The sequence below is a fragment of the Cobetia sp. 5-11-6-3 genome (genome assembly GCF_013374055.1).
Taxonomy (GTDB): domain Bacteria; phylum Pseudomonadota; class Gammaproteobacteria; order Pseudomonadales; family Halomonadaceae; genus Cobetia; species Cobetia marina.
Window position 1 is genome coordinate 177,466 of sequence record NZ_BLWJ01000007.1, and the last position, 16,108, is coordinate 193,573.

Consider the following 16,108-nt stretch of genomic DNA (forward strand, 5'->3'; position numbering starts at 1 on the left):
CAACAATGGTGACTCCCATGAAGACACGTTTTGCCCTCTCCGCCCTTGGTCTCGCGCTCGCCGCTGCCGGTAGCGCCAATGCTGCCGACACCCTCAACGTGGTAGGCAGCTGGAGCAGCCTTGAGCTCAACCGTCAGTTCGAGAAGCCCTTCTGGAGCGAGACGCTGCCAGCTGCCAGCAGCGGTGAACTCAGCACCCAGGTGACCACCTTCGACCAGATGGGCATCCCTGGCTCCGACGTCTATCGCTACCTGGGCGATGGCGTCTTCGATGTCGGCATGACCGTCGCGGATTACACCGTGTCGGACGCGCCGGAACTCGAAGGTCTGGATCTGCCGATGATGGCCCCGACGGCCGAGGAGGCCCAGAAGGTGGCCGAAGCCTTCCGCCCACTGGCCGAATCCGCCATGAACAAGCGCTTCAACAGCCATGTGCTGGCGATCGTGCCGTATCCGGCCCAGGTGCTGTTCTGCAATACCCCGATCGAAGGGCTCGATGGTCTGAAGGACAAGAAGGTACGTGCCAGCGGCCGCTCCACCGGTGAGTTCATCGAGGCGCTGGGCGCGCAGAGCCTCAACATCGCCTTCAACGAGGTGCCGGGCTCCCTGGAACGTGGCGTGATCGACTGCGCCGTCACCGGTTCGCTCTCCGGCTACAGCGCCGGCTGGCACGAAGTCTCCAGCCATCTTATGCCGCTGCCGCTGGGCGGCTGGGATTACGTGATCACCGCCATCAATCAGGACAAGTGGCAGAGCCTGAGCGCTGATAGCCAGACGCTGATCCAGCAACAGGTGGACAGCGAATTCACCGCGCCGGTGTGGGAAAACGCGCGTGGCGAGACCGCGCGAGGCGTGGCCTGTCTGACCGGCGAAGGCGATTGCCCGCTGGGCAAGAGCGCCGACATGACGCTGGTCGACTTCAGCGATGACGATGCCAAACGCGCACGTGCGGCGCTCGAGGACACCGTTCTGCCTGCCTGGGCGGCACGTGTCGATGCCGAGACGCGCACGGCCTGGAACGAGAGTGTCGGCAAGGTCGTCGGCCTGACCGCCACCGCGGAGTGATCCAACGGCCCCTGCTCGCGAAGGGCTGTTCGTGAGCAGGGGCCGAAAGCCCCGCCCTGCCCGGATACGGCAGACATGCTCCCCAGAGACACGGCGCTGAACGCCCGCACCTCGCCTGATTGGCACGGATCAGCGTCGTTCACCGCCCCAGCAGGACCCGACTCATGAACTCCTTCCTTCACGCACTCGATGTCCTCGTGTCCCTGACACGTGCGATATCGCGCCACGCCGCACGCCTGATGGGCCTGTTGCTGCTGGCCGTCGTGGTCTTCATCGGCGCGGAAATCCTCATGCGCCAACTGTTCAATCATCCGCTGCCCGGCGTGCACGAATATGCCGGCTATGTGCTGGCGATGCTCTCGGCGTGGGGTCTGTCCCATACCCTGATGGAGCGTGCCCACATCCGTATCGATGTCGTGCATGGCAAGCTGCCGGCCTTCTCGCGCCACACTCTGGATATCCTCGCGATGCTGGCGCTGAACCTGGTGGCCTGGGTAATCCTGATCAATGCCTGGCCGGTGCTCGGCAAGTCGCTGAGCAACGGCTCCACCGCCAATACCCCGTTGGCGACACCGCTGTGGATTCCGCAGCTGCTGTGGCTGTCCGGTTATGCCTGGTTCGCGATCACCACCAGCGTGCTGGGACTGCGCGTTCTCGTTGCCGCCTGTCTGCGTGATACCACCACGCTGGAGACACTGGCCGGCCCCGATCACGGAGAAAGCGAAGGGGCTCTGGCCCAGGCGGCCTCCACGACCAAGGAGACACGCTGATGTTGGGCTTTCTTTCGGTAGGTATCCTCACCCTGCTGCTGGCCGGCATTCCCGTTGCGGTCACCCTCTTCCTGCTCGCCTTCGGGATCGACCAGTTCTATTCCTTCTTCCCGCTGACCAAGGCACTGGGCCAGAACCTGTGGTCTGCCGCGGACTCCTTCCTGCTGATCGCGATTCCGCTCTTCGTGCTGATGGGCGAGATCATCGTGCGCGCCGGCATCGCCGAGAAGGCCTACCGCGCGATGGACCACTGGCTGTCGTGGCTGCCGGGCGGTCTTCTGCATGCCAACATCACTACCTCGGCGCTGTTCTCGGCGACCTCCGGCTCCTCGGTCGCGACAGCGGCGACGGTCTCGACCGTGGCGCTCCCTCAGGGCAAGAAGCTCGGCTACGACCCCAAGCTGTTCTGCGGCAGCATCGCCGCGGGCGGCACCCTCGGCATCCTGATCCCGCCGTCGATCAACCTGATCGTCTATGGCTTCCTGACCGAGACCTCCATCCCGAAGCTGTTCATGGCCGGCCTGGTTCCGGGCCTCGGCCTGGCGGCGCTGTTCATGCTGGCCTCGCTGCTGCTGTGTGTCTGGAAGCCATCGCTGGGCGGCCCGCGCAAGAGCGCGAGCTGGAGCACCCGCCTCAAGAGCCTGTCGTTCCTGCTGCCGCTGCTGGTGCTGTTCATCGTCATCGTCGGCTCCATCTATCTGGGCTGGGCGACGCCCACCGAAGCCGCCGCCATCGGCGTGCTGGCCTCACTGGGCCTCGCCGCCATCAACCGCTCGCTGAACCTGTCGATGATCAGCCGCGCGCTGGACGGCACCGTCAAGACCACCTCGATGATCCTGTTCATCATCATGGCGGCCTCCTTCCTCAACTTCGCGCTGGCCTCCTCCGGCATGGTCCAGCAGGTCACCGGCCTGCTCGAAGCCTATGACCTGGGTCCCTTCGCGCTGCTGATGGCGGTGATCGCGCTGTTCATCGTGCTCGGCTTCTTCATCGAGACCCTGTCGCTGATGGTCATCACCATTCCCATCGTCACCCCGCTGATCGTCGCGGCCGGTTACGACAAGGTGTGGTTCGGCATCGTGATGATCCTGTTCGTCGAGCTGGCGCTGATCACCCCGCCAGTCGGCTTGAATCTCTACATCGTGCAGGCCTCACGGCGTGGCGAAGCCTTCGCCGACGTCATCATCGGCACCCTGCCGTATCTGGGCGCGATGCTGGTGATGGCAGCGCTGCTGGTGGCCTTCCCGCAGATCGCGCTGTGGCTGCCTTCGGCACTGTAAACCTGCTCTTGCCTGGCACCTGCTGGCAAGCCGGCAGGTGTCATTGGCGCCACACCGTTCATTCAAGAATTTTTCAAAGAACAACGACAACCCCGATAACGGAGCGATAAACCATGCTGACCTTTACCCATGACAACGGCGAATTCACCCTTGATATCCAACGCGTCGCGATTGCCGGCTGGGCCGGACGCGACCAGGAAGGCGTGCAGCACCATATCGACGAGCTCAAGCTGCTGGGTGTGGCACCGCCCTCCCAGACTCCGCTGTTCTACCGCGTGAGCCGCGAGACGCTGACCCAGGCCTCTCAGGTCGCGATGCTCGGCGGCGAAGGCTCCGGTGAGGTCGAGACCTGTCTGGTCAGCGACGCCGAGGGCACTCTGTGGGTGACGATTGCCTCGGATCACACCGACCGCAAGCTCGAAGCCGTCGGCGTCGCCGAATCCAAGCAGCTGTGCGCCAAGCCGATTGCCCGTCATGCCTGGAAGCTCAGTGAGGTCATCGACCACTGGGACAGCCTCGAGATCGAAAGCGAGATCGAGGACGCCGGCAAGACCGTGCGCTACCAGCAGGGCACCCTCGCCGAGCTGCTGCCGGTCGCCACCCTGATGGAGCGCCTGCCCGCCGCCATCGCCAAGGATGGCAGCCTGGCCCCCAACAGCGTGCTGCTGTGCGGTACCGTGCCGGCGATCGGTGGCATCCGCCCCAGCCCGAGCTTTACCATGCGCCTGATCGACCCGCAGACGGGTCGTCGCATCGAGCACCGTTACGAGGTGGAAGAACTTGAGGTGGTGGCATGAGTGATGAAGGCATGAGCGCTGAGCGCGTGAAGATGGACAACGCCCGGGAACTCTGGGCGCGCTCGTCCCGCCAGCGTACGTTGACGCAGCTGCTGGCCGCCTATCAGGCAGGCAGTTTCGGTCCCGAGCAGACTGCCACGGTGCTTGCCGAGCGCCACCAGGCCCTGGGTGAGACCGCCAGCCACAGCATCATCAGCCGCGATGACGCGGTCATGAGCGCGCAGGCAGCGGCCCAGCAGCAACTGCAGGCGGCTGCGACGTCGTTGCCGCTGGGAGGGGTCCCGGTCTCGATCAAGGATCTCTTCGATGAGGCCGGCATGACGACGCTGGCAGGCTCGCGGGCACTGGCAGAGAGTCACCCGGCAAGCCAGGACGCTCCGGCGCTGAGCCGCCTGAAAGCCGCCGGCATCCTGCATGCCGGTCGCACCAGCATGAGCGAGTTCGCGTTTTCTGGCCTTGGCCTCAACCCGCACGTCGGCACGCCGCCCAACCCCTTCGATGGCGAGCGCATCACCGGCGGTTCGACCTCCGGCGGGGCGGCCTCCGTCGCCTTCGGGCTGGCCGCGGCGACCCTGGGCAGCGATACCGGCGGCTCGCTGCGGATTCCGGCGGCCTTCTGTGGGCTGACGGGCTTCAAGCCGTCACAGGCCAGCGTGCCGGGAGATGGCGCCTTTCCGCTGTCACCGAGCCTGGACTGTATCGGGCCCATCGCGCCCAGCGTCGCCTGCTGTCGCACGCTGTGGGAAGTCCTGAGCGGTGAGGTCGCTGACCCGACGCCGCTCACTCGCCCGCTGACGCTGCTGGTGCCGGAGAGCGAGCTGGTCAGTGAAGTGGATGCCGATGTGGCCGCCGACTTCGCCGCCCTGCTGGAACGACTCGAGGGGCTGGGTGTTCGTCTCAAGCGCGTGCCGGTCGAGGCCATCGAGGCCGCTTACGCCATCAATCAGCGCGGCGGGCTGGTTATTCCGGAAGCGGCCGCCGTGCATCACGAACTGCTGGCTGCCCATGAAGATCAGTATGATCCGCTGATCGCCGAGCGCCTGAATGGCGGGCGTGACATCACGGCCAGCGAGTATCTGGCGCGCCTGTGGCCGCGCACCGCCATCCAGCAACGCTTCGCTCAGCAGGTGCAGGATGTCGATGCGGTGCTGATGCCGACCGTGGCCATGCGCGCCCCGCGTCGTGACCTGCTGGAGCAGGATGGCGCGCTGTTTGCCCAGCTCAACAAGCGTGCGCTGCGCAACACCAGCGTCTTCAACTATCTGGATGCCAGCTCGATCTCGATTCCCGCGCCGGCACCACAGAACGAGGAACCGCTGGGCCTGATGCTGTCACGCCCTCAGGGTCAGGATGTGGCGCTGCTGCGCGTCGCCCAGGCGCTGGAGACACTGCTGGCCCGATGATGCTGTCCCGGCTGACCGCAGCGACGGCTGACCGCAGCGACGGCTGACCGCAAGACGAAAAAAGGGGCCTCCATCTGGAGGCCCCTTTTTCATGACACGGTTCTGATGACACGGTTTTCATTGTGCGATGCCATGGCGTCGTCAATGGACTGTCAGTCCAGGCGGCATCACTGATTGAGAATGATCGCCGTGATCACACCGGTCGCGACGGCCGTCAGAACGTAGCGGCCATCCACATTCAACCAGCGATGCCCTTCCGGCGGCCGGGACAGGTGGTGTGCCTTCCAGTCACTTACCCAGTAACGCTTGTTGCCGTAATAATCGCGCGAGACGTGGTCGCCCCGCTTCCAGTGCTGGGGCCCAGCGGAATGATGCCCCGCACGGGCCTTGCCGTGTCCTTGCGCTGCATGTTGCTGCTTGGCCTGGTGCTTCTGACCTTGCTGATTGCCTTGATGGTTGCCTTGCTGATTACCTTGCTGATTGCCTTGAGAGTGCTTGCGTTGCTGCTGATGCTGGCCTTGCCCACGATCATCACGATCATCAGGAGCCGCCTGCGCGACGGAGGCGCTCATCAGGGCAATCACCATGCTGCAGACTGTCAGGGTGCGGTTGCGCATCTTCGATCTCCTCGTCATGCCCGGGCACGTTCAACACCGGGAATTAGAAAACACTGTTCCCTAATTCTGATGACTTACGCTGCACTCTGCAAGTCTGCGCAGGTTTCTTCACGTTTCCCGACAATGTGACCGAAGTTGTCGCCAAGATACCCATAGATGTCGCGACTTACCGACAGAGATACCACGCAACACGACGAGATCCTGTCACGGGTGTCATGTCAGAAGTGCGGTTCACGGCCCAAGCAGTATCTCTTCAATGGTGCCGCTCTGAATATCCGTCAGGACGAATCCGCTGCGAAGCTGAAGCCAGCGCTGACCTTCGCCAGGTTCGGGTAGCTGATGTCGCTGCCAGTCCTCCACCCAGAGCGCCTTGTCAGACGCCAAGGCATCGGGCAACTGACCGCCACGTCTGAGCAGAGGCCCAGGTGACGCTGCCTTCGTATCGGACTTTCCTGCCGGAGGAGTCTCCGGGGCGGCCTTGTCCGCAACGGCCTTGGTCGGAACAGCCTTGTCCGCAACCGCCTTGGCCGGGGCACCCTTGTCCGCAACCGCCTTGTCCGCCTGCGCTTCTGCAGCCTGGCGTTGTTTCTGGATCTGCTTCAGCTCATGCATCTGCTCGGCCTGAACGCGTTCAGCCTTGGCCTGCCCTTCTAGCGCTTCGTGCTTCTTCTTGAGCTGCTCCTCATGACTCTTGCCGTCATCCGCGGCCTCGGCCTGCACCACCGAGGCACCCAACAACGCCAACGCCAGAGTCAGCCCCGTCAATGACCACCTGTTCATGTCTTGTCTCCTCGTCAGGCTGTATGCCTCTGGCGCCCTGAGCCCGGCTCAGACAACCATAAGTGGTCCCGGGAAGCGATGTGTCAGGCCCCCTGTTCTCCCCTCTCAGCATAACGCGTCAGCAGCGCAATGTGCGGTCGGATAACTCTCATCGGAACGATCTTTTATATGCCTGACAAGCACTTGACGCCAGATATCGCCCATCTGACCCAGATGAGAGGTGATCCCCGGGATCTCGGCAACGTACTGCCGCCACCGTCTCGACTCACCCCGTGAGGCGGTCATAGAGCCAAGGGTTGCCGTGTACGATGGCCTGCGCGCCTTCATGCGCCAGCGATGCCCGGCGCTCGTCGCTGACCAGGATATTGGCAGCCCCTCTCCCGGACACAGGCGTGCGACCGGTTGCCCGGCCGCACGCCTTTCACGTCACCGCCTCAGCAGTGGGTTCGATCAGAAGCCTTCAAGCACGATCTTGCCCCTGGCCTTGCCGCTTTCCAGCAAGGCATGTGCGCGCTTGAGATTTTCGGCATTGATGGTGCCGAAGGTCTCCGTTGCCGTGGAGGTGATCTTGCCAGTGTCCAGCAGACCCGCCACCTTGGTGAGGATCTCGCCCTGACGCGCGATATCAGCGGTGGTGAACAGTGAGCGAGTGAACATCAGCTCCCAGTGGATGGACACGGCCTTGCCCTTGAACGGCACCACATCGAGGGTCTGCGGATCATCGATCATGCCGAAACGCCCCTGCGGCGCGATCAACTCAGCCACTTGCGGTGCGTAGTGCTCGGAGAAATTGGTCGAGAACACGAAGGCCGGTGCACCGATGCCCAATGCCTCGATCTGCGCCGGCAACGGCTGGCTGTGGTCGATGACGTGATGCGCGCCCAGCGACGTGACCCACGCTTGGGTTTCTGGACGTGACGCGGTGGCAATGATGGTCAGATCCGTCAGTGCGCGCAGCAGTTGGATGGTGATGGAGCCCACGCCACCGGCCCCGCCGATGATCAGGATGGCACGTGCAGCGCCGGGTACCGGCTCGGTGACACGCAGGCGATCGAAGAGCATCTCGAAGCCGGTCAGCGTGGTCAGCGGCAGCGCAGCCGCCTCATGGACCTCAACGGACCTGGGCGCATGACCGACGATGCGCTCATCCACCAGATGGAATTCGCTGTTGGTACCGGCGCGGGTGATATCGCCGGCATACCAGACCTTGTCACCTGCGGCGAAGGAAGTGACCTTGTCACCGACGGCGACGACTTCCCCTACGGCGTCCCAGCCGATGACGGCAGCTTCGCCTGCGGTCGGCTCGCGGCTTTCGCGGATCTTGTAGTCCACCGGGTTGACCGAGACAGCGGCAACCTTGACCAGCAGGTCGTGACCGGTGGCGACCGGTGTGTCCAATTCGATATCGACCAGGGCATCATCACGATCGATGGAACCGGCAGCGTAGTAACCAATGGCTTTCATCAAAGTCTCTCCTGAGATCATGTCAGTCACGGCAGCGCTGAATGGCCTTGCCGTGAAGCGATGACACCATGCTAACTCCATGGGCTGAGCGTAAAAACGACCCATATCCGCAAAGTTAATCCGGATAAAGCGGATAATGAGTAGCGAGTTTGCGGGTTGCCTCCAGGGAGACACCAGCGGGTCGTCGGCTACAGAGGCGAAGGGCAAGAGACGACAACGCAGGACGGTCATCAGACACGTCCTGCGTTGGGGAAATACGCTGACAGGCAAGACAGGGCGAAGGACTGGCCAGACAAGCCCTTCGCCTGCCGCCAGCAGAGCCTGTCAGTTGGCGGGTGTCAGCTTGAGCAGGTAGTAAGGCTTGTCGCTGCCATCGACATCCTGATTGAGCGCCGGGTGAGCATTCAGCTGATTGGTGGTGAGGTAGAGGCTGCCATCGGGCGCGAAGGCGAAGCCATCCGGCCAGCGCAGACGCTCATCATCCTGGGCAATGACCGACATGCCTTCGGGAGAGGAGAAGGTCAGCGCATTGTGCTCTGCGTCACCGGCAATGATGCCGCCGCGACTGGCGTCGAAGATGAAGCCATCATTGGGACGCTTGGTGGCGTAATGCGTAATGGCGCTCGACAGCTCCGCCTGTGTGGCAGTGTCATCGGCCAGCTCAGCCGCTGGCAGGCGATAGATCTCACTGCCGTTCACGCCACCGAAATAGACGACGTCATCTTCCGGATCGAAGGCGATGGCGTTCAAGCCCAGGTACCAGGGCTTCGGCCCGCCACTCTGCTCTCCCTCGCCATCACCATCGCCCTTGGCCGCCATCAGACGCCCATTGATGACCATGTCATGCGCCACCGGCATCAGCCTTTCATCGCTCTGCAGCACACGGCGCGTCTTGCCACTGGCGATATCCACCACCACGAAGGCCGGTTTCATGTGGGAGGCGGGGGCAGTGAAGGTCATGTCCGCGATATAGATCTTGCCGCGCCTTTCATCGATGACGAAATCCTGCAGGAAGGAGATCGGCAGCACGCTGTCTCCCCCAAGCGGGATCACCTTCTTGAGCGAATCACTGCAGGTATCCCAGCCCACCAGCTTGGGCGCACTGTCCTGACTGCCCATGTCGAGCATCCACACCACGCCCTGACGGTCGGAATGTACGCCGATGATTGACGCGATGCCGACCTCGCCTTCTGCCGGGCCATCGGCCCAATCCAGGGTCGGGAATGGCACACGCTTGCCGTCCTGGGTGATCTCGACCACGCGCAGTGCCGGAGCATCGAGTGGCTGCTGGGACATGATCAGGCGGCCATCCGGCGTGAAGGTGATATTGCCGGGGCGGGTGTCCGAGTACTCGGCAAAGGTACTGAGGGTCGCGTGGCTCCAGGCACTGGCTGCGGCGCTCTGGTGGTTGTCGGCGGAGGCTTCAGCCGTTGTGGCATCAGCCTGCACGGTAGAGGCAGCGCTGACGCCCAGCGAGGCGATGAAGATGACAGTCTTGAGGCGAGAAAAACGCATGGGGACTCCTAGCCCGCCGGTTGGCGCTGTGCGCCGGGCCGGCAGGGTCGATGAAGATGAGATAGAGAGACTGGACGATGACGTGGTCATCGCCCGGGGGTTGTAGAGATTGAGGTGCGACGAATCAGGCGCAAAGAATCAGGCGCGACGGCGCAGTCCATCTTCCAGTTCACTGAGACGCGGATTGCCGATATAGAGCTGGGAGAGATCCTTGAGCGCCGCGGCGCCGATGAGCTGGCGAGCAAGCCTGTATTGCCTGCGTGGAATATCAGGACCACCTATCACCCGAAGGCCACACCTCAGGCGAAAGCCGTCATCTCTTGCAAGGTGAACTCAGTGACCGCGCCTTCTGTCGCTGCCACGTACTCTTCCAGATGCGGTGCCTGCATGTGCTGCTGCCACAGCTCACGCGAGACCCAGTTCTCGTGAAAGGTGAAATGTGCCGGATTCTCGTTGTTCTGATGCAGGGTGTACGTGAGGCAGCCTTCTTCAGCGCGGGTGATCGGCACCAGCTTGAGAAGCGCCGCCTTGACCTTCTCGATCTGGTCCGGCTTGGCGTGGATATTGGCGATGATGGTCAACTGGGACATGGAAGGAACTCCGTGATGTGTCAGGAAGGCTTGAGTTGCTCAAGCGATGTGATCATCCTAGTCACAAGCCTTGTCCGTATAAACATCCCCTTTTCGCAAAGATAATTCGGAAAAACCGCACAATGCTACTGGACAACATCGCGCTGTTTCTGACCATCGTCGAGAAAGGCAGCCTGACCGCCGCGGGGCGCGAGACGGGACTGTCGCCGACGACGGTATCGGAGCGTCTGGCTTCACTGGAGGCGCACTACGGGGTGGTGCTGCTCAACCGCACCACACGTGCCATCAGCCTGACCGAAGAGGGCCGCACGCTGATGGAAGAAGCCCGTGGTCTGCTCGACAGTGTCTCGGAGCTTGAGACCCGCATCCGCCTGGGCGCCCAGACACTCACCGGTCGAATTCGCATCAGCGCACCGAGCGATCTGGGTCGCAACGCCCTGTCACGCGCCATCACCGAATTTCAGCGTCAGCACCCCACCATCGAGATAGAGCTGCTGCTGTCGGACAGTTACATCGATATCGTCAGTCAGGGGATCGATCTTGCGCTGCGTTTCGGCACCATCATGGACAGCACGCTGCGCGTGCGTCATCTGGGCCAGAAACGTCGCCTGCTGTGTGCCTCTCCCGCCTATCTGGCGCAGCACCCCGCACCGCTGACGCCGGCCGATCTCAAGCACCACAACTGTCTGGTGATGCGCTTTGGCAAGAGCCTCGACAATGAATGGCACTTCGGCAACCACAAGGTGCCGCAGATCGTCACCGTCAGCGGCAATCGCATCGCCAATGATGGGGAGCTGGTGCGTCAATGGTGTCTGGAAGGGTTTGGTATCGCCCTGAAATCGGAAGTCGACGTGGCGGATGACTTGCGCGAGGGTCGCCTCGTGGAGCTGCTGCCGGAGCACGCTGCTCCGCCCTCACCGCTTCAGCTGCTGTTCCCGCCCGCCCGCGCTCAACCACGCCGCGTGCAGGCCTTCGCCCAGCATCTGGTCGAGACCTTTTCGGACCACTGATCTGCCAATGCCCGTCCGGCTCGCTCATTCTCCTCATGGCGTGCCGGGCAGAACGCACTTCCCGGCGAGAGACGACTCCTGCGCGGCCTTGGGGATCCCCCCACGAAAAAGCCCCCGCCAGCCTGAGGCTGACGGGGACTGGGTGTCACATGACTCCCCCGAATCCAGGGGGATCAGATCACTTGAACTTGTCTTCGTAGCTGGACTTGGTGGACTTGGCAGAGCTGACCTTGTCACTTGTCTTGGCCTTGGCAGAGCTGGCCTTGTCACTTGCCTTGTGCTTGGCAGAGCTGACCTTGGAAGAGGCACTGTCAGTCCGGGAAGTCACCTTGGAACTGGCGTTGTCCTTGGCTGTGGTGTACTGGGACTTGGCACTGTCCTTCGCCGCATCAGTGTAGGAATTTGCCATTGCCACTGAGGAGCCAGCCATGCCCATTACCATGAGTGCTGCAATCGTCATCCTGCGCATCGTACCTACTCCTCTCTACTCGCGAATTGTCCCCTTCCTGACCTGAAGACCAGGGTCCAGGGAGACAGGGTGGTGGCACACTAACTCCTTGATATTTATGTTCGCAAGCCAGTCAGGCTCGCTTGACGAATGCTTGCATCTTGTCGAGGCGAGCGTATGAAACACGCGACGTCAGCGTCTGATGACGCACACCAGAGGCACACCGCCTGCCGCGCCAGTCAGGCGCGGATCTCAAGGAGCGTGCCCGGCATGCAAAGACCCCCTGCAACCGGAGGCTTCAGGGGGTCTTGTCAACAGCGGGCAACTGCCCGACTCAAGCCGTGCCGAGCAAAAGCGTCATGCCATCAGTGGCGCTCGTTCTTGAGCACGTCAGCATAGTTCTTCTTCTGATAGCGGGAATTGGTATCGCTCGCCTTGGACCTGGCATCGCTCGCCTTGTTGCTCACCTTGGACTTGGCATCGTGGGCCTTGCTGGCAACGTGAGAGGACTTGTCAGCCACCTGCCCGGAAGCGGCCGCCTTGTGGGATTGGGCAGAGGTCCTGACGCTGTCCTTGTGCTGGGTGTACTGGGACTTGGCAGCATGGCCATCATCGACCGGGTTGCCGGCCATCGCCACGCTGGAACCGGCCATGCTGGCCACCATCAGTGCCGCGATCGTCAATGTGCGCATCGTGTCTACCTCATTGTCTTGCAGGAATACCGCTCAAGAGGTCACACCTCAAGGCATACAATGAGTGCACACTAACGTGTTGATATTGCAGCCAGCAATTGCCCAACCGGGATATGACGATTCCTTTCACGTTGCTCGCAGGCTGTAGCCAACTCGAGACGAGCGTGTCTCATCAGGCACCTGTCCCACCCTCGCCCGCCTCATGGCTTTACCCTGCTCCACGATCCCCAAAAGCGGTAAAGATTCATCAGTGAATCATTGTCTTCATTTCATGGACACTAACACCGGTCGACGTGTCGATCAGGCTTGACCCAGCGCCAGAAAAACATTGTTATTTACTTGAGAAGAAAATTAAGTCACTGACAGGAAATAACCGAATCGAAACCACGTCAGTGAATGAGATTCTTCATATCACAACAACAATGCCTTTCTGCCGACATCGGAGCCCAGAATGCCTCACGCGACCTGCACCTCAGACGATCACTTCATCCTCACCATCAGCTGCCCGGCGACGTCCGGCATCGTGGCGGCCATCACCACCTTCCTGACCACTCACGAGTGCTACATCAGTGAGCTGGCGCAGTACGATGATGAGGACAAGGGGCAGTTCTTCCTGCGCGCACGCTTCCGTTTCAACACGGGCATCGAAGGCGATATCGAGCGTATGCGTCAGGCCTTTGAAGATGTGGCGGCGCCCTTCGAGATGCAGTGGCAGATCCACGGTGGCAAGGACAAGATGCCGGTGCTGATCATGGTCTCCAAGTTCGACCATTGCCTGGATGATCTGCTCTACCACTATCGCAAGGGTGAGCTGGACATGCAGATCACCGCGGTCGTCTCCAACCACCTGGACCTGCGCCCGATGGTCGAGCGCGAAGGCATCCGCTTCGTCTACCTGCCGATCACCAGGGACACCAAGGCGCGCCAGGAAGCAGCCTTGATGGACATCGTCGAGGAAACCGGCACTCAACTGGTGGTACTGGCGCGCTACATGCAGATTCTCTCCGATGAGCTGTGCCAGAAGCTGGCCGGGCGCGCCATCAACATCCACCACTCCTTCCTGCCGGGCTTCAAGGGCGCCAAGCCCTACCACCAGGCACACGCCCGCGGGGTCAAGCTGATCGGTGCCACCGCCCACTACGTCACGGCAGACCTCGACGAAGGGCCTATCATCGATCAGGCCGTACAGCGGGTCGAGCACAACTTCGCCCCGGATGACCTGGTTGCCGCCGGCCGCAATACCGAGACCCAGGCGCTGACCAATGCCGTGCGCTATCACATCGAACACCGCGTCTTCCTCGCCAATGATCGCACCGTGATTTTCAAGTAAGGCGTCAAATAAGTCTTCAAGCAAGGCGTCACACAAGCCTTCAAGACAGACCACGTGTGAATCATCGGCCGTCACCCAAGGGAGGAAGCGCAGTCATGAATACCCAAGCGACACCCACCGCGATCGTGGACGAGACACTCGCACAGCCCACCGCCGCCGTGATCGATGGCAAGGCCGCCTCGGCGCGACTGCTGGAGGAAGTCACGGCAGAGGTCGCCGGCCTCGCACGACAGGGCGTGATACCGGGGCTTGCCGTCGTGCTGGTCGGCGAGGACCCGGCAAGTCAGGTGTATGTGCGCAACAAGCTCAAGCGTACCGTCGAGTGTGGCATGCAGTCCTTCGAGCACATCCTGCCCAGCGAGACCCTCGAGGCCGAGCTGCTGGCGCTGGTAGCGAAGCTCAATGCCGACGCTGATGTGCACGGCATTCTCGTCCAGCTGCCGCTGCCGTCGCATATCCAGGAAGACGCGGTGCTGGAGGCCATCGATCCCGCCAAGGACGTCGACGGCTTCCATCGCATGAACGTCGGGGCGCTGGTCCAAGGGGCCGATGCCCTGGCGCCCTGCACGCCCACCGGCTGCATGCGCCTGCTGCGTGACACCTTTACCGAGCGCGGTGGGGATCTTTCCGGCCTGCATGCGGTGATCATCGGGCGCTCCAACATCGTCGGCAAGCCGATGGCCAGCCTGCTGCTGGCCGCCAACTGCAGCGTCACCCAGCTGCACTCACGCAGCCAGAATCCCGCCGAACTCTGCCGCCAGGCCGATATCGTGGTGGCTGCCGTCGGTCGCCCGAACATGATCGGAACTGACTGGATCAAGCCCGGCGCCGTGGTCATCGATGTGGGCATCAATCGCATCGCGCAGTCCGCCGAGCAAAGCCCTACCGGCAAGGCGCGCACGCGACTGGTCGGGGATGTGGACTTCGCTGCGGTCAGCAAGATCGCGGGTGCCATCACGCCTGTCCCGGGGGGCGTCGGCCCGATGACCATCGCCTGCCTGCTTGCCAACACCCTGACTGCCGCGCGTCGCCAGTCGGCCTGAACCACTAGAGGTACGCCTGCGCGTACCGGGAGTGAATGATGCCCTTTTCCCTGCTCAAGTACGGCCTGTCCTCCGAGTATCCGGCCGAAGTCGACCTCCCACCGCCCACGGAGCTGAAGTCCCGCTACGATGTGGTCATCATCGGCGGCGGCGGACACGGCCTGGCCACCGCCTACTATCTGGCCAAGTATCACGGCATCACCAATATCGCCGTGCTGGAAAAGGCCTACCTGGGCAGCGGCAACACCGCGCGCAACACCGCGGTGATTCGCTCCAACTATCTGACCCCGGAAGGCGTGCGCTTCTACAGCGAATCGGTGCGCATGTTCCAGGGACTGTCCAACGAGTTCGACTACAACATCATGTACTCGGAGCGTGGCCAGCTGACCCTCGCGCATACCGATTCCACCGTGCGGGCCTTCCGTCAGCGCGCCGAGGTCAACACCCACTTCGGTGGGCGCACCGAGATGCTGGATCGCCAGCAGATCCGCGAGCTGGTACCGAGCCTGAACCTGGACCCCGGCCACCTGCCGGTCATGGCGGGCCTGTGGCATATCGATGGTGCCACTGCGCGGCACGATGCCGTCGCCTGGGGATACGCCAAGGAGGCCGCCAAGCGCGGTGTCGAGATCCACCAGCTCACCGAGGTACAGGACCTCGTGGTCGAAGGCGGCAAGATCCGCGCGGTGAAGACCAATCGCGGCACCGTGCAATGTGGCTGCGTGGTGCAGGCGGTGGCCGGGCACAGCTCGGTGCTCGCCAGCAAGGCCGGCTTTACCATGCCCATCATCAGCTACCCGCTGCAGGCGATGGTCACCCAACCGTTCAAGCCGTTTCTCGATCCGCTCGTCAGCTCCTCGGCCCTGCACTGCTACGTGCAGCAGACCAGCCGTGGCGAGGTGGTGTTCGGCGGTGGCTCCGACCCCTACCCGCTCTACAACACCCGCTCGACGCTGGACCTCAAGGAAAGCCTGATCGCCGCGGCGCTGGAGATGTTCCCCTTCCTGTCCCAGGCCCGCCTGATGCGCCAATGGGCAGGCACGACCGACATGACGCCGGACTACAGCCCGATCATGGGCGAAAGCCCCGTCGAGAATTACTACCTGGATGCCGGCTGGGGCACCTGGGGCTTCAAGGCGACGCCGATCTGCGGCAAGACCATGGCCGAACTGGTCGCCTCCGGCGGCAAGACCCCGGACCTGATCGCCCCCTTCGCGCTGGAACGCTTCGCGCGCTTCCGTCAAGTCAACGAGATGGGCGCGACTGCCGCCAGCCACTGATGCCTCGCGACGGCTCGACCTACAA

17 protein-coding genes are annotated in these 16,108 nt (G+C 62.6%); 9 read left to right on the forward strand and 8 right to left on the reverse strand.

Annotated features, from left to right (window positions below; all coding sequences use genetic code 11):
- Positions 1–17 precede the first annotated feature (17 nt).
- The 5 genes from HXS66_RS12995 (at position 18) to HXS66_RS13015 (ending at position 5,314) form a co-directional block, all read left to right on the forward strand.
- Positions 18–1,064, forward strand: coding sequence for a TRAP transporter substrate-binding protein (locus tag HXS66_RS12995; protein ID WP_240704140.1), 1,047 nt, complete (start codon positions 18–20; stop codon positions 1,062–1,064).
- A gap of 164 nt (positions 1,065–1,228) precedes the next feature.
- The gene (locus HXS66_RS13000; RefSeq protein WP_054555982.1) at positions 1,229–1,834 is read left to right on the forward strand and encodes a TRAP transporter small permease subunit; all 606 of its coding nucleotides are present in this window, start codon (positions 1,229–1,231) and stop codon (positions 1,832–1,834) included.
- Positions 1,834–3,114, forward strand: coding sequence for a TRAP transporter large permease (locus HXS66_RS13005; RefSeq protein ID WP_077377031.1), 1,281 nt, complete (start codon positions 1,834–1,836; stop codon positions 3,112–3,114). Before HXS66_RS13000 ends, HXS66_RS13005 begins: the two co-directional genes overlap by 1 nt.
- Before the next feature lie 113 nt (positions 3,115–3,227).
- Positions 3,228–3,911 carry a DUF2848 domain-containing protein gene (locus HXS66_RS13010; protein ID WP_176503723.1) on the forward strand — a complete coding sequence of 228 codons (684 nt, stop codon included), beginning with the start codon at positions 3,228–3,230 and terminating at the stop codon, positions 3,909–3,911.
- Complete coding sequence (locus HXS66_RS13015; RefSeq protein WP_176503724.1) at positions 3,908–5,314, forward strand: amidase; 1,407 nt, start codon at positions 3,908–3,910, stop codon at positions 5,312–5,314. Before HXS66_RS13010 ends, HXS66_RS13015 begins: the two co-directional genes overlap by 4 nt.
- A 167-nt stretch (positions 5,315–5,481) precedes the next feature.
- On the opposite strand, the gene HXS66_RS13020 is transcribed toward HXS66_RS13015, so the two are convergent.
- From HXS66_RS13020 to HXS66_RS13045, 6 genes are all read right to left on the reverse strand, one after another.
- Positions 5,482–5,931, reverse strand: coding sequence for an RcnB family protein (locus HXS66_RS13020; protein WP_176503725.1), 450 nt, complete (start codon positions 5,929–5,931; stop codon positions 5,482–5,484).
- A gap of 231 nt (positions 5,932–6,162) precedes the next feature.
- Positions 6,163–6,711, reverse strand: coding sequence for an RcnB family protein (locus tag HXS66_RS13025; protein WP_176503726.1), 549 nt, complete (start codon positions 6,709–6,711; stop codon positions 6,163–6,165).
- 450 nt (positions 6,712–7,161) lie between these two features.
- Positions 7,162–8,175 carry a zinc-binding alcohol dehydrogenase family protein gene (locus tag HXS66_RS13030; RefSeq protein ID WP_176503727.1) on the reverse strand — a complete coding sequence of 338 codons (1,014 nt, stop codon included), beginning with the start codon at positions 8,173–8,175 and terminating at the stop codon, positions 7,162–7,164.
- 324 nt (positions 8,176–8,499) lie between these two features.
- Positions 8,500–9,690 carry an L-dopachrome tautomerase-related protein gene (locus tag HXS66_RS13035; RefSeq protein ID WP_176503728.1) on the reverse strand — a complete coding sequence of 397 codons (1,191 nt, stop codon included), beginning with the start codon at positions 9,688–9,690 and terminating at the stop codon, positions 8,500–8,502.
- Between the two features lie 138 nt (positions 9,691–9,828).
- Complete coding sequence (locus HXS66_RS13040; protein WP_176503729.1) at positions 9,829–9,975, reverse strand: hypothetical protein; 147 nt, start codon at positions 9,973–9,975, stop codon at positions 9,829–9,831.
- 14 nt (positions 9,976–9,989) lie between these two features.
- Complete coding sequence (locus HXS66_RS13045; protein WP_024952318.1) at positions 9,990–10,280, reverse strand: putative quinol monooxygenase; 291 nt, start codon at positions 10,278–10,280, stop codon at positions 9,990–9,992.
- A 122-nt stretch (positions 10,281–10,402) separates the two neighbouring features.
- On the opposite strand from HXS66_RS13045, the gene HXS66_RS13050 reads away from it, so the two are divergent.
- The gene (locus tag HXS66_RS13050) at positions 10,403–11,290 is read left to right on the forward strand and encodes a LysR family transcriptional regulator (RefSeq protein ID WP_176503730.1); all 888 of its coding nucleotides are present in this window, start codon (positions 10,403–10,405) and stop codon (positions 11,288–11,290) included.
- Positions 11,291–11,468: 178 nt separating this feature from the next.
- On the opposite strand, the gene HXS66_RS13055 is transcribed toward HXS66_RS13050, so the two are convergent.
- Together HXS66_RS13055 and HXS66_RS13060 are read right to left on the reverse strand one after the other, a co-directional pair.
- The gene (locus HXS66_RS13055; protein WP_176503731.1) at positions 11,469–11,720 is read right to left on the reverse strand and encodes a hypothetical protein; all 252 of its coding nucleotides are present in this window, start codon (positions 11,718–11,720) and stop codon (positions 11,469–11,471) included.
- 383 nt (positions 11,721–12,103) lie between these two features.
- A complete protein-coding gene (locus tag HXS66_RS13060; RefSeq protein WP_176503732.1) occupies positions 12,104–12,430 on the reverse strand; it encodes a hypothetical protein in 327 nt (108 codons plus the stop codon).
- Positions 12,431–12,881: 451 nt separating this feature from the next.
- On the opposite strand from HXS66_RS13060, the gene purU reads away from it, so the two are divergent.
- The 3 genes from purU (at position 12,882) to HXS66_RS13075 (ending at position 16,083) form a co-directional block, all read left to right on the forward strand.
- On the forward strand, positions 12,882–13,760 hold the full coding sequence (purU, locus tag HXS66_RS13065) for a formyltetrahydrofolate deformylase (RefSeq protein ID WP_176503733.1): 879 nt from the start codon (positions 12,882–12,884) through the stop codon (positions 13,758–13,760).
- Between the two features lie 95 nt (positions 13,761–13,855).
- Positions 13,856–14,803 carry a bifunctional methylenetetrahydrofolate dehydrogenase/methenyltetrahydrofolate cyclohydrolase FolD gene (folD, locus tag HXS66_RS13070; protein WP_176503734.1) on the forward strand — a complete coding sequence of 316 codons (948 nt, stop codon included), beginning with the start codon at positions 13,856–13,858 and terminating at the stop codon, positions 14,801–14,803.
- Positions 14,804–14,841: 38 nt separating this feature from the next.
- Positions 14,842–16,083 (forward strand): FAD-dependent oxidoreductase, encoded by a 1,242-nt coding sequence (locus HXS66_RS13075; RefSeq protein WP_084208837.1) that lies wholly within the window; start codon positions 14,842–14,844, stop codon positions 16,081–16,083.
- The last annotated feature ends 25 nt before the right edge of the window (positions 16,084–16,108 follow it).